This window comes from Dyadobacter luticola (genome assembly GCF_005860805.1).
In the GTDB taxonomy this organism is placed as follows: Bacteria; Bacteroidota; Bacteroidia; order Cytophagales; family Spirosomataceae; genus Dyadobacter; species Dyadobacter luticola.
Genome location: NZ_VCEJ01000005.1, coordinates 94,503 through 108,060, shown reverse-complemented (window position 1 = coordinate 108,060; position 13,558 = coordinate 94,503). Strand labels below are relative to the sequence as shown.

General features: G+C 47.0%; 10 protein-coding genes. 6 read left to right on the top strand and 4 right to left on the bottom strand.

Annotated features, from left to right (window positions below; genetic code table 11):
• Positions 1 to 23: 23 nt before the first annotated feature.
• The gene (locus FEN17_RS19490; protein WP_138367074.1) at positions 24 to 587 is read right to left on the bottom strand and encodes a DUF4142 domain-containing protein; all 564 of its coding nucleotides are present in this window, start codon (positions 585 to 587) and stop codon (positions 24 to 26) included.
• A gap of 199 nt (positions 588 to 786) precedes the next feature.
• Between FEN17_RS19490 and FEN17_RS19485 the strand changes: the two genes are divergently transcribed.
• From FEN17_RS19485 to FEN17_RS19465, 5 genes are all read left to right on the top strand, one after another.
• A complete protein-coding gene (locus FEN17_RS19485) occupies positions 787 to 1,230 on the top strand; it encodes a response regulator (RefSeq protein ID WP_138367073.1) in 444 nt (147 codons plus the stop codon).
• 29 nt (positions 1,231 to 1,259) lie between these two features.
• Complete coding sequence (locus FEN17_RS19480; protein WP_138367072.1) at positions 1,260 to 1,868, top strand: biliverdin-producing heme oxygenase; 609 nt, start codon at positions 1,260 to 1,262, stop codon at positions 1,866 to 1,868.
• Between the two features lie 6 nt (positions 1,869 to 1,874).
• Complete coding sequence (locus FEN17_RS19475; RefSeq protein WP_138367071.1) at positions 1,875 to 4,172, top strand: ATP-binding protein; 2,298 nt, start codon at positions 1,875 to 1,877, stop codon at positions 4,170 to 4,172.
• Between the two features lie 134 nt (positions 4,173 to 4,306).
• On the top strand, positions 4,307 to 5,404 hold the full coding sequence (locus FEN17_RS19470; protein WP_138367070.1) for a DNA topoisomerase IB: 1,098 nt from the start codon (positions 4,307 to 4,309) through the stop codon (positions 5,402 to 5,404).
• A 160-nt stretch (positions 5,405 to 5,564) separates the two neighbouring features.
• Positions 5,565 to 6,032 (top strand): ferritin-like domain-containing protein, encoded by a 468-nt coding sequence (locus FEN17_RS19465; protein WP_138367069.1) that lies wholly within the window; start codon positions 5,565 to 5,567, stop codon positions 6,030 to 6,032.
• An 85-nt stretch (positions 6,033 to 6,117) separates the two neighbouring features.
• Here the strand turns inward: FEN17_RS19465 and lolA1 are convergent, their stop codons facing one another.
• The 3 genes from lolA1 to FEN17_RS19450 all read right to left on the bottom strand — a co-directional run bounded on the left by lolA1 (position 6,118) and on the right by FEN17_RS19450 (position 10,467).
• Positions 6,118 to 6,768 carry an outer membrane lipoprotein periplasmic chaperone LolA1 gene (lolA1, locus tag FEN17_RS19460; RefSeq protein ID WP_138367068.1) on the bottom strand — a complete coding sequence of 217 codons (651 nt, stop codon included), beginning with the start codon at positions 6,766 to 6,768 and terminating at the stop codon, positions 6,118 to 6,120.
• Positions 6,769 to 6,855: 87 nt separating this feature from the next.
• Positions 6,856 to 9,396 carry an FtsK/SpoIIIE family DNA translocase gene (locus FEN17_RS19455; RefSeq protein ID WP_138367067.1) on the bottom strand — a complete coding sequence of 847 codons (2,541 nt, stop codon included), beginning with the start codon at positions 9,394 to 9,396 and terminating at the stop codon, positions 6,856 to 6,858.
• Positions 9,397 to 9,435: 39 nt separating this feature from the next.
• On the bottom strand, positions 9,436 to 10,467 hold the full coding sequence (locus FEN17_RS19450; RefSeq protein WP_138367066.1) for a quinone-dependent dihydroorotate dehydrogenase: 1,032 nt from the start codon (positions 10,465 to 10,467) through the stop codon (positions 9,436 to 9,438).
• A gap of 645 nt (positions 10,468 to 11,112) precedes the next feature.
• On the opposite strand from FEN17_RS19450, the gene FEN17_RS19445 reads away from it, so the two are divergent.
• The gene (locus FEN17_RS19445) at positions 11,113 to 13,536 is read left to right on the top strand and encodes a TonB-dependent receptor (protein WP_229208901.1); all 2,424 of its coding nucleotides are present in this window, start codon (positions 11,113 to 11,115) and stop codon (positions 13,534 to 13,536) included.
• The last annotated feature ends 22 nt before the right edge of the window (positions 13,537 to 13,558 follow it).

Below are 13,558 nucleotides of genomic sequence, written 5' to 3'. Positions count from 1 at the left end.
ATTTTAAGCATTAATCCAATCGCTTATTTTTCAGCATCATGGATCGCCTCGATCATTTCCAGGTGATGTTTCAATGTTGGCAACTTGCCAGACGCCCAGGATTTTACATCCGGATCTTTGGCATCGCTTGCGGCTTTTTCAAATTCCCTGATATCCTTTTTGTGGTCGTCCACCATCAGGGACACATAAGCTTTATCGAAATCCTTGCCTTTTTTCTCGGCCAGGTCATCATACGTTTTTTGTTTGTCATCGCTCAATACAGTCGGCAAAGTAATGTTCTTCTGGCTCGCCAGTTTTTTCAATTCCTCGCCTGCCGCACTATGGTCTTTCACCATTTGCGCACCAAATTTTTTCACTGCATCGCTGGTTCCATTGGTTTGTGCCAGCTCACCAAGCTTCACCTCGATCATTCCGCCATCCGCAGCTTCCACCGCAAATTCAGAATCGTCTTCGAGTTTGGTATCATCCAATTTTTGGTCATTTTGCTCTTCCGCAACTTCTTTCGAATCTTCTGATTTATTACTGGTACAAGCTGAGAAAGCCATCATTGTGGCCAATACCATACAGCTAAGTGTCATCTTTTTCATAATTATTTTCATTTTTTTGTGACTTAACAACTTGCTAGCTCAAAAAAGCATGCCAATCGACCAAAGCAGTTTGCGAAACACGAGGTCACTTAGGGTATTTATTCTTCGCAAAAGATGTGTTAATTTTGAAATAGCATTCGCTATACTTTTAAATTAGCTTTCACAAAGAATACTTGACCCCGCTGTTTTAATACCTATAATGAGTTACGTTAAACCTTTTCGAATTCTTCTTGCGGACGACGACGACGACGATACCTTTTTATTTCAGGAGGCGTTGCAACAGCTGCCAAGCCCGATGGAACTGCTGATTGCGGACAATGGTATGGAGTTGATGAATATTCTTGAAGACGGGGATGTAAAGCCAGATGTTATATTTCTCGATATGAATATGCCGGTCAAAAATGGCCTGGAATGCCTTACGGAGATCCGGTCGACCCCGGGATTTGAAGAAACACCCATCATAATTCTGTCCACTTCTATTGCACAGTACCTGTGGGAATCGGCTTATAAAGGTGGCGCAAACCTCTACATTCAAAAACCAACGAGCTTTGACGGATTGGTGGAAATTCTGAAAAAATGCCTGTCAGAGGGTCATAAGAGAAGCGCGGATTTCATTGTGGAACAATTTTTGATAACCAACTAGGCTTAATCGATACCGACCTCTCTAACCTCATGGGTGAACCAACTCTATTCAGCAAGGATCAGGACTATTTCGTTAAAAGTTTAAGGCAGGAAACCTCAGAAAGTCATCAGAAACTGGAAGAAAATCCGCTTTCCAAAGCCATACTGGACCCGGGCGTCACATTAGCAGATTATCAGGCTTATCTTTCAAAACTTTACGGGGTTACGATTGCCTGCGAGGACCAGGTTTTTCCGGCCGTCAGCCAGCATTTGCCTGATCTCAGCGGACGTTATAAATCAGGCCAGATCATTGAGGATCTTTCTTCTACCGGCATGAGCGACGTTGAAATTGATGCAATACCTGTTTTTCAATTTCATTTTGAAGATACCTCCGAAGCGATGGGCATTATGTATGTGCTGGAAGGTTCTACCCTGGGAGGAAGGATTTTATACAAGCACATTCACGAAACGCTCGGACTGGATTCGGAAAGCGGCGCTTCGTATTTCTGGGGTTACGGCGCAGAAACCGGGCCACGGTGGAAGTCATTTATGGCTGCGCTTGGCCAACAGGCTGAAAGCGACGGCGCGGCCAAGAAAATTATAGAAAGCGCAAAAAGAACATTCACTCACATAGATCATTGGCTCAGCGGCAGCAATTGAAGGATAATGAATATTAAAGACATCGTTAACAGGGATATCGTAAACCTGACAAATTGCGAAAGTGAGCCAATACACATTCCGGGGAGCATTCAGCCTCACGGTTTTTTACTTGCGGTAAAAGCAGGTACTTCCCGCGTCGAATATTGCAGCCAGAATACAACAACATACATTGGCCTTACGCCTGAAAAAGTGCTGGGCAAATCGCTGGGTGAGATATTTTCCGAGGAAGATTCCCGCGCGTTTGACCTCTACGCGAACAGCGGCACCATCGACTCGGCACATCCGTTTGTGTTTACCCTACACGATATTTCATACAATACGACGGTTCACACAAGCGGCGATAACCTGATCCTTGAACTCGAACCTTTCCCCGACGGTACGATTAACCTTCCGAACCTGTACAATCAGACCAGGAAATTTGTGTCGATCATGGAAAAATCGGCCTACCTGACGGAGCTCTGCCAGGAAATGGCGACCGAAACCCGCTCCATCACCGGATACGACCGGGTGATGATCTATAAATTCGACGAAGATTATAATGGCGAGGTGATTGCGGAAAGCCGGCGCGAAGACCTTGTTTCCTTTGCCGGACAAAAATACCCGCATACCGATATTCCTGTTCAGGCGCGCGAGCTCTATATCAAGAATCCGCTGCGCATGATCGCCGACATTAATTATGTCCCGGTGCCACTGCTCACGCTCGACGATTCCACAACCGGAGACGGGGCCGAAAAAAGCAATCAATCGCTGGATCTGGGCATGTCCATTTTAAGAAGCGTCTCGCCGATCCACATCGAGTACCTCCGAAACATGGGCGTGGGCGCTACCCTGACGATTTCGCTATTGCATAACCAGAAGCTGTGGGGGCTCATCGCCTGCCACCATTATTCACCGCTGGTGCTGCCCTATTACTCGCGGCTTTCGGCATTGCTGCAAGGTAATTTTCTTACCTCGCAGATTTCTGTAAGAGAGGTAGCGGAAGAGTTTGACGTGAGCCAGCAACTCGACAAAGCGCTGGTGGCCTCGCTGACTTCGCTTCACGAGCGTGAAAATTTTGTTGAGCAAAGCTTTCAATCAAAATCCCTCCTGGACCTGGCCAATGCTACCGGTGCGGTAGTCCTGCATGATGGGATTTTATATAAAAACGGATTGGTGCCCGAGGATGAGGACATTCTGGAACTGCTGCATTTCCTTGGCGAACGTTATCCTGCCAAAAGTTTTCATACCCGGTCTCTGCTGAATGTATATCCGAAGGCAGAATCCGTCGCGAAATATGCGTCGGGAGTTATTTATCATTCATTATCCAATACCGACGGCATCATGTGGCTCCGCAGGGAGCAGGTCGATACCATCAGCTGGGCAGGAAATCCGGACAAGGCCGTGCTGCAAAATGAGGACGGCTTCCGCCTTTCGCCCCGAAAATCTTTCGAGCTATGGATGGAAGTGGTAAAAAACAAAAGCATCCCCTGGCGGAAATCCGAGATCAATGCAGCTACGAGCTTTTCGTACGCTTTGCAGAAGCACATGAACTTTCAGCTGATCCAAAAGCAGGAAGATAAAAACCGCATCCTGAATGAGGAACTGCGCACGGCCAACAAGGAGCTGGCCAACATCAACTGGATCAGCACACACGATTTGAAAGAACCGCTGCGGAAAATTCAGATTTTTGCCTCCAAGGTACTCGACCGCGAAGATCCCGATCTTTCGGTGCAGGTGAAGGATTCAGTGGAGCGTATGCGCTTTGCCGCGGAGAAAATGCAGCTGCTGATCGAAGATATCCTCGCTTATTCAAAAGCCGGAAACATGGACAAGGTTTTTGAAAAAACAGACCTTAATGAAATCCTGGCAGAAGCGCTGGAAGAATTGCAGGATGTGATCGCGGAAAAAAATGCCGTAATCGTTTCCGATAAGCTGCCCGAGCTGGACGTAATTAGCTTCCAGATACGCCAGCTTTTCATCAACCTGCTCAACAATGCCATCAAGTTCACCAAACCCGGTGTGGAACCTTCAATTCAGGTAAAAGTGGACATGCTCGCCGGCGAGCAGATCGACCATGAAAAAGCGCTGCGTAATACGGAATATTACCGGATCGCTTTCCAGGATAATGGTATCGGGTTTGAAGAGGAATATAAAAACAGGATTTTTGATGTTTTCCAGCGGCTTCACCCGGCGCACAAATATCCTGGCACCGGCATTGGTCTTGCTATTTGCAAGAAGATCATGGAAAACCACCAGGGCTTTATCTTCGCCGATTCCGAGCCGGGAGAAGGTTCTGTTTTTCAAATTTATTTCCCGGTGATATAGCACGTTGGCTGATCCCAACTGAGTAGATACTTCCTCAGCAAAATTTCAAAACGAAATCTGCTGAGGATTTTTTGTGGGCTTTCAAACTGGTATCACTTTATTATAACTGTGGGACAAAGTTTAAAATAGCCAAAATGTCGGTAGCCGTAGCCGTTGGTACCTTAACAGGAGAACCTGTTATCACCGCAAGACAATTCAAGAAATTAAGAAAAGACCCCGCCCTCACCGCAGCAGCTGCCGGACTCAATTATGTTCAGTCCAGCGGAGCGCCAGGATTTACCAGGAAGGGCAAATCACCCCGCTTTTTTTATGTCGATCATCAGAATAACCGGGTCAAAGACCAGCAGATCATTAAGCGGATCAAGTCGCTGGTGCTGCCGCCGGCCTGGAAGGATGTATGGATCAGCGCGGATACTGAGTCACACTTGCAGGCCACGGGCATCGACGATGCGGGCCGGAAGCAATATCGCTATCACCCGCACTGGAACCTGATCCGGAATCAAACCAAATACTACAAGCTGCTGACATTCTCGGAAGCATTGCCGCTTCTCCGGGAGCAGGTGGAGCATGATCTGAGAAAACGTGATCTGGATTTACAAAAATCCATCGCTTTGGTCATTAAGCTCATGGACAAAACCTGCATCCGCGTAGGAAACCAGCGGTACAAGTTGAAGCACGGATCCTCGGGCATTACCACGCTCGACGCCCGCTGCGCTACGGTAACCGGAAGCAGGATCCGGTTTATGTTTACAGGAAAAAAAGGCGTTAAACAGGATATTACCCTGCGGGACACGCAGCTGGCGCGGCTCGTACAGATTTACAAGCAGATGCCCGGCAAGCGATTATTTCAATACGTGACGGAAAACGGCCGCTGCTCATTGAATGCACGACAGGTCAATGATTACATCCGCGAACATACCGGGTCTCATTTTTCCGCAAAGGACTTCCGCACGTGGATGGGTACGGTTACTGCATTCGAATACCTGAGCATGCAGGAACCTTATACCTCGCAGCGGCAGTACACGCGCACAGTGAATACCTGTCTGGATGTGGTGGCGGCGCATTTGGGAAATACGCGGGCAGTTTGCAAAAAATATTATGTGCACCCGGCAGTTTTCAGGGCTTATGAAAACGGTAAAATCCAGCGATTTGTGAACCGGGAAGCGGAAGAAACAAAGCTTTTTTCAGCGAGCGAGCAGCGTGTAAAGTATCTGCTGGGCCACCAGGTGTAGCATCGGGGAGGTAAGTAACTGCGGGTAAAATCGGCAACATATACGTATTGCGATCGTTACTCAAAACCCTTAAAATTCTGCCTGTCAGCTAAATGGCACAGGATTTTAACCATCCCTAGCAAACAATGAAAATTTATCACAAACTATAACTTTCAACATCATGGAAACCAACGAAAATCTCACCGAAGTATTAAACGACCTGATCAGGATCAATAACGACCGTATTGACGGTTATGAAAAAGCAATTAGCGAAGTAGAAGATATTGATGTAGACCTGAGAGGTATTTTCCAAAAAATGGCAAACGAAAGCCGTGAAAATATTAACGAACTGAGCGCAGAAGTTAGAAATCTGGGCGGCGACGTAGCAACTGGTACTACCAACTCTGGTAAAATCTACCGTGTTTGGATGGACATTAAAGCAACATTCACTGGTCACGACAGAACTTCTGTTCTTGAAAGCTGCGAATATGGCGAAGATGCTGCTCAGGAAGCCTATGACGATGCGCTGGCAACAGATGCAGATCTGCCTGTAAACATTCGTCAGATCATTGCGAACCAGAAAGCAGAATTGCTCGAATCGCATAACCTGATCAAAAAATACCGCGACTTGCACGAAGCAGTAAACTGATCAGAAGTACACTAGGCATACTATCAAAGAAGGGGGAATTCGTAGCGAATTCCCCCTTTTCTCTTTTCCAGCTAAGTGTTTCAGATTACCGAAGATCGACCACTTCTACGCCTGGATATTGCTTGGTATTAAATGCAAAAAAGCTGTCGGCCACATTTACATCAGGCTGGAACTGTTCCACTTTGTAAACTACTTCCTGGCCATTTTTCTGGAAAATCTTCCAGGCATTGATCGACTTATCTGCTTTGTTAACCTCAATTTCCACTTTATCTACCTGGCTGCTTTTGTTCGTAGAAGTCAGCTCCACTACGTCCAGGGCCTTGGTACCTTCTTTCTTTTCTTTCAGGTAAACGTATTTAAAACCCTTTTTATAAGCCGAGTAAATTTTTGTCGGATCAAGATCTCCGCCCGCAGTCGGGTCGGCATCCTGCAAATTCACCTCGTTGGTTTCCTTAATGTAGGTCGCCATCAGCTTGCCATCATTAAAAATCTCTTGACCAGCCATTTTCAGCCTGAACTTCATGCCTTTTACCGTCGCCTCACCTTTCAATGGTTTTTCTCCTTTCGGTGTGTAGGTAAAAACTGCCTTAAACGACTTGATCTGCTGGTATTTCTTGCTCATCGCTTCCAGGATCGCCGATGATTTTTTATCTCCTTGCGCAAATGTTGAGAGTGAGCCCAGCAGGAAAATCAGCGTAAATGCAATCGTGAAAACCTTGATTTTTGAATTTCGCATATTAAAGATTTGGTTTCTAGTAAGTTAAATAAAGAAGATGTTGAATGATATATGTATAAAATTTAGACCAGCGATCCACGAGAAGGTTTAATGGATCCCCATCACCCGCAAATGTTCTTCCAACATATTGAGGTCGTGGAACATCACATCACGGGCTTTGCTGCCGGTGAACGGACCGACTACGCCGAGGGTTTCGAGCTGGTCCATAATGCGGCCTGCACGGTTGTAGCCCAGCTTCATTTTCCGCTGGATAAGGGAAGTACTGCCCTGCTGGTGGGTTACGATCAACCGTGCTGCATCCGGCAGCAGGCCGTCGAAATCATCCGGATTGAGGTCTGCTTTTCCTTCGGAAGCATCCTCGCCTTCATATTCCGGCAATGCATAAGCTTCGTCGTAACCTCGCTGCGAACCAATATATTCACATACATCCTCCACTTCACGGGTATCGATAAACGGACATTGCAGACGGATCACTTCGGAGTTGATGGCCAGCAGCATATCGCCCTGCCCTACCAGCTGCTCGGCACCGCCCATGTCTAGAATGGTACGGGAGTCAATGCTGGAAGTTACCCGAAATGATAGCCGGGCCGGGAAGTTGGCTTTGATCAAACCGGTAATCACTTTTACCGAAGGTCTTTGCGTTGCAACCACGAGGTGAATCCCCACGGCACGGGCCAGCTGTGCCAGACGTGCAATCGGTGTTTCCACTTCTTTGCCGGCGGTCATCATTAAATCTGCCAACTCATCGATCACGAGCACGATATATGGCAGGAACCGATGGCCTTTTTCAGGGTTCAGGCGTCGCTGGGCAAATTTGGCATTGTATTCTTTAAGGTTCCGCACGGCGCCTTCTTTGAGCAAATCGTAGCGTGAATCCATCTCGATACAAAGTGAGTTCAATGTAAAAATCACCTTTTTCGTATCGGTAATAATCGCCTCTTCTGCATTCGGCAGCTTCGCTAAAAAGTGCCTTTCCAGCTTGTTGAAGAGGGTTAACTCCACTTTTTTTGGATCGACGAGGACAAATTTCAGCTCGGCCGGGTGTTTTTTATAGATCAATGATGCCAGGATCACATTCAACCCCACCGACTTTCCCTGACCTGTCGCACCGGCCATGAGTAAGTGCGGCATTTTAGCGAGATCCACAATGTGAATGTCGTTGGAAATGGTTTTTCCCAAAACAATCGGCAGATCAAAATTAGACTTTTGAAAGCGCTCATTAGCAAGTACGGATCTGGCAAAAACAGTCTCCCGGTTCTTATTCGGCACTTCAATACCGATGGTACCACGTCCCGGCATCGGCGCAATGATCCGGATTCCCAGTGCCGCCAAACTCAGCGCAATGTCACCTTCCAGGTTTTTGATCTTCGAAATACGGACACCGGCTTCCGGGATGATCTCATACAATGTTACCGTCGGCCCGATGGTCGCCTTGATCTTGGAAATGTTGATCCCGTAACTCCCCAGCGTATCTACAATTTTGGTTTTGTTACTTTCCAATTCCTCCTGACTTACCTTTTCATGCTGGTTTTCATGCACTTCATTCAGCAAATCAATGTTCGGGAATTTGTAGGTCGGCAGGTCGAGCATCGGATCATATTGCCCGAATTCCCGTAAAATAGATATATTAATGTCCTCTTCCTCCAAATCTTCTTCCGGCTCCGGCGCAACCTGGGTCGTATCTTCCACCTCCAATTCCAGCCTGGCGTCGGGAGTGACGACGGGCGTCGGGATCGGTGGGGCGACAGGTATTGCAGTCGGCTGCCCGTTTTTCACTTCCAATACAGGTTCTTCCGCAGCAACCGCTTCTTCCAGTTCTTCCAAAATATCTGCTTCTTCTTCACCTGCGCCATAATCATCATACGTATCATCTACTACCGAGAAAGTGCTCGCTTTTGCAGCCGGTTTTGCGATAGCAGTACCATTGAGCGATTGCGCCAGAATATCTTCTTTGACTTCCAGCGGCTCCTCAGGTTTCGCATTTTTCAGCTGCCAGGCCTCATAAGCCGAGCGCGCATCGTAGAAAAAGACGGCAAACACAAAAAGGGCAAAAATGATTGGGATGACACTTCCCCATTTCAGCCAGTCGAACAAAATCACATTCACGAGATATCCAAAACCACCCGACACGAAGCTCAGATCATTCTCGGTATTGCTCATTAAAATAATGTATCCCATGAGCACGCTTACCCAGAGCGTGAAGAAAATCACTTCTTTGGTGGTGCGTGATAAAGGCAGAAATTCTCTTCCGAACGCCAGTTTCCAACCCGCTACAATCGGCACCAGCGGGAGCAATAATGAACCCACGCCAAACCAGCGATAGACAAAAAAGTGGGAAACGACGGCGCCGAGCACACCGAAAAAGTTGCGTGTTTGATTCCCCGCGTCACGGACCGAAAGCTGCCCGAGACCATCTATAACACTCTGATCAGAGATGCCGGTGACGACGTAGGATATGAATGAAATTTCGAGAATGATCCCGAGCAAAATGAAGAAAATACCCCAGGCGAGGGTATTTTTCGGACTGGAAAATATCTGTTCCCAATCGAAAGATAAACTAAAACGGGAACGTGGCGCGTCCTCTGCCTTTTGACGCTGAGTGTTTCCTCTTGGCTTATTAACTGACATTATTCGACTCTGGGAATGCGTGAATGCTGTTTTCAGATGCTATTTATTAACCAGCGCCTTACAAATCCGGCTGGCCAATCCGGGTCCTTCATAAATGAAGCTGGTATAAACCTGGACAAGTCCGGCACCGGCTTTGATTTTTTCCAAAGCGTCACCCGGTGAGGAGATACCGCCTACACCGATGACTGGAAAAGCATGATTGGATTGATCGCAAAGGTAACGAATTACTTCCGTTGACCGGTGCGTGAGCGGGGCTCCGCTGAGACCGCCTGCACCCAGTTTCTCTACTTCCGCCCGGTCCGTTTTCAGGTTTTCCCGGCTTATGGTTGTGTTCGTTGCGATAACGCCAGCGATACCTGTTTGTTTTACAATATCAATGATATCGTCCAGCTGGCTCCAAGTCAAATCAGGCGCAATCTTTAAAAATATGGGTTTTGGATTAATTTTTTCCTGATTCTTTTTCTGCAATTCGCGGAGTAACGCAGTAAGCGGCCCTTTTTCCTGCAAATCGCGCAAACCAGGCGTATTTGGCGAGCTTACATTGACGACAAAATAATCGACGACGTCAAATAACTCCCGGAAACAGATCAGGTAATCGTCCAGTGCATTTTCATTTGGGGTATCCTTATTTTTCCCAATATTACCGCCGACCAGAATTTTTGATTTCCGTTTTGAAAGCTTCCCGGCTGCTACGCCAGCGCCTTTGTTATTAAAGCCCATCCTGTTGATCAGGGCTTTATCCTTTTTCAACCTGAAAAGTCGGGGCTTATCATTGCCCGGCTGCGGCCGCGGCGTCACGGTACCAATCTCAATAAATCCGAAACCCAGCGCTTCGAGCTGGTCTACCATTTCCGCATTCTTATCAAAACCCGCAGCAAGTCCTACCGGATTTCTGAATTTCAATCCAGCCACTTCCTGCACCAGATCGGGGTGCTCGAATGTGTAGATACTTTTAAGAATGTTGGGAAGAAAGGGGATTTTGAACGCAATGTGCAATACCTCCGCCACAAAATAGTGGATCCGCTCGGCATCAAACAGGAAGAGTAAAGGTGAGATCAGGATTTTGTACATGCTACAAATGTACCATGTTTGGCAGGAAGGGGAAGGTTACTCGTTATTTTTCCTGGATAATTCTTCTAAAATTTCATCAATGAGTACGACATCACGCAGATCTTTTGGACGCCGTGCTAAAATTTTCAATTTCTCTGGCTGCTCTGACAAAATCGAGAAAATCCTGATTCTCTAAATCCATTCTGGCTTCAAAATGATAATTCGTTTTTTACGCGGTTCCTCAGACACCTCATTTTCAGGTCTGCCAAAAAATTCCTTATAAAATTTCTTAAGCTTCCAGAAAGTCTCCCAACGCTCCTGCAAAGACATATTGATATTCCTTTGAATCTCGTCTCTGTTCATTTCTTCAAAAGAACTATAAAACTGTATTCGCTTGTTTTTCATATGGTCCACTTTTGGTAGACAAATATACAAAACGCATTTAGCTTCCAGCTTCGTTATACGCACTTAGGGAAGCCACATTTTATATCTCTAATCTCGATTTTTTCATACTTTTATATAATTGTTTTGCGACCGGGTGCGTTACCAATTCTATGGTTCTTCCGATTTGCAAAGCATGTGGCAAAAACGGATTTGTACTATTTTAGCACGCACTTACTCAGCAGAATCCGCTTAACTCCTAATAAAAATCAAAATCCTAAACCTGTGAAAAATACCCGTTTTGCTGGCATTGTGGCCTTATTAGCGCTTCACCTGCCTCTTCTTGCTTTTACGAAAAGTTATAAAAATCCCGTAAATATTTCTAAAAACTTCCGGGCTGATGGCGGCAAGCTGGTCGGGAAAATCGTAGAATCGCCTGCTAATGCTGGCGTAAGCTTCGCGACGGTGGCGCTTCTGGCTTCGAAGGATTCTACACTGGCCAATGGTGTCGTGGCGGATGAAAACGGGGTTTTTACAATTACCAATGTGCCTCCCGGCAGCTATATCCTGAAAATTACCAACCTGGGCTACCAGACCAAATTTGTCGCGAATGTAAAAATGGCGGCCGAGGGAAATATGGTCGACCTCGGAAACATTACGGTGCTGGCGGAAGCGCAGAAGCTTAACGAAGTAGTCGTAAAAGGCGAGAAGAGCATGATCGTGGATGACATTGATAAAAAAATGATCACGATCGGGAAGGATTTGCTGGCTAACAGTAACAATGTAAGCGACTTGCTGGAAAAAGTACCGGCGGTTTCGCTGGACGAAAATGGTAACCCGCAGGTGCGCGGCAAAGGAAATGTAGTGGTGCTGATCGACGGAAAACCGTCCAACCTCTATGGCGCCGATCTTCCGACCATCCTGCAATCATTTCCGGCCAACCTCATCGAGCGTATCGATGTAATGACGACGCCGTCGGCGAAATATGAAGGCGAAGGTGCATCAGGGGTGATCGACATTATTACCAAGAAAAATAAGATCCACGGCATGAATGGCGGCATGCGGCTGAGTCTCGGAAATAAAAATAACAACAATGCATCCGGTAACATCAGCTACCGAGCCGGAAAAGTGGGCGTGAATGCTTCGCTCAGCGGCAATACCCGCGGCATGGGCTGGGAGCGTAACCTGACCCGCGAGAATTTTATTTCGGAAACCGTTTCTACTCTGAAACAATCGGGGACCGGCACGAATAAAGGGAAAAATGCCTTTGGCCGCGTAGGTGTCAATTACGATATCAATGATAAAAATTCACTGGAAGCCGGGATCAATTATTCGCTGGACAACAACCGGAATAACAGCAACATTTTTAATGAAAACCTCGCTGGCAGTGTTTCGAGCGGGAATTTCAACCGGATTAATAACAGTAAGGGAAATGGTAACAACGTGAATTTCAGTCTCGATTACCGGAAGAAATTTGCGGACAAAGACCACCAGTTTAATTTCCAGTCGAGCTACTCGCTGGGCGGGTCGGATGGAGAATCGTACTTTTTGCAGGATAGCAAGATCGACAGTTTGATCAAAAACCAGCAAAACCTGCGTAATAACAACCGCAGATCGCTTTTCCTGAACACGGATTACACCTGGCCGATCACGCCGAAATCAACACTGGAGGTAGGTTTGCGGACGCGGACCAGCTCGAATGATAATACCAATTCGTTTTACAATTTAAACCGCGAAACGAGCTCCTACGAATTTGACCCCAACATTAGTAACGTATTTAGTTATAGCGATGCGACTTACACGGGCTTCATGACATTCTCCCAAAAAACCGATCTCTGGGGCATGCGGGCTGGTTTGCGGGTGACCGATTACAATCAGAATATTGATCAGGTAAGCATCGGCCGGGAATTTGGCGTACAATTTTTAACATTGGTACCGTCGCTGGCACTGACCCGCAAGCTGAACGAAACTTCGCAGCTGAAACTGAATTACAGCCGCCGCGTACAGCGTCCGGAAGCCGACTGGCTTAATCCCTACACCGACGTATCCGATCCAAGAAACGTAAAATCGGGTAACCCGAACCTGCGTCCCGAGTTCACGCACAATGCGGAGCTGGGTTATTCCAATTATGAAGAGTCGGGTGGTTTCGGGCCTTCCTTGTTTATGAATTATTCCAACAATGCCATCACCCAGATCCGCACCGTGGATGAAGCTGGCGTTTCTCTAACGCGGTACGATAATGTGGGCCGTGAGCTTTCTTACGGTTTTGAAACCGATTTTTCTCAAAAGTTTGGCGATGTTTTGAAGATCAATGGCAGCGGCCGCTTCTTCCGCAACGAGGTAGTATCCGCACTGGCGCAGATCGACAACCGGACGTGGAGCTACTCGGGTAACCTGAATGCTTTTGTAACATTACCCGCCGACTTCCGCGCCTCGGCTTATGTGAATTATGAGGGCCCGCGGGCGATTGCGCAGGGAACAAGGCAGGGTGTTTTTATCGCCAATATGGGTATTAGAAAAGACTTGCTGGAAAAAAAAGCAACAATTTCATTTAATGTGCAGGACATCTTTTTGTCCCGCGCCTACAAAAGTCAGTTGAACACGGCCACTTACTCCCAGGATTCGTACTGGCATCAGACCAACAGACTTGTTAACCTGACGTTTCAGTACCGGTTCGGGAAGATTTCGGGTGGTGGGGACGACGCCTAATACCTATCGTTACAGGCATTTC

What these genes read in the sequence shown, in the direction of transcription:
- FEN17_RS19490 (WP_138367074.1), bottom strand. Translation starts at nt 587, where the DNA reads ATGAAAAAGATGACACTTAGCTGTATGGTATTGGCCACAATGATGGCT.
- FEN17_RS19485 (WP_138367073.1), top strand. Translation starts at nt 787, where the DNA reads ATGAGTTACGTTAAACCTTTTCGAATTCTTCTTGCGGACGACGACGAC.
- FEN17_RS19480 (WP_138367072.1), top strand. Translation starts at nt 1,260, where the DNA reads ATGGGTGAACCAACTCTATTCAGCAAGGATCAGGACTATTTCGTTAAA.
- FEN17_RS19475 (WP_138367071.1), top strand. Translation starts at nt 1,875, where the DNA reads ATGAATATTAAAGACATCGTTAACAGGGATATCGTAAACCTGACAAAT.
- FEN17_RS19470 (WP_138367070.1), top strand. Translation starts at nt 4,307, where the DNA reads ATGTCGGTAGCCGTAGCCGTTGGTACCTTAACAGGAGAACCTGTTATC.
- FEN17_RS19465 (WP_138367069.1), top strand. Translation starts at nt 5,565, where the DNA reads ATGGAAACCAACGAAAATCTCACCGAAGTATTAAACGACCTGATCAGG.
- lolA1 (WP_138367068.1), bottom strand. Translation starts at nt 6,768, where the DNA reads ATGCGAAATTCAAAAATCAAGGTTTTCACGATTGCATTTACGCTGATT.
- FEN17_RS19455 (WP_138367067.1), bottom strand. Translation starts at nt 9,396, where the DNA reads ATGTCAGTTAATAAGCCAAGAGGAAACACTCAGCGTCAAAAGGCAGAG.
- FEN17_RS19450 (WP_138367066.1), bottom strand. Translation starts at nt 10,467, where the DNA reads ATGTACAAAATCCTGATCTCACCTTTACTCTTCCTGTTTGATGCCGAG.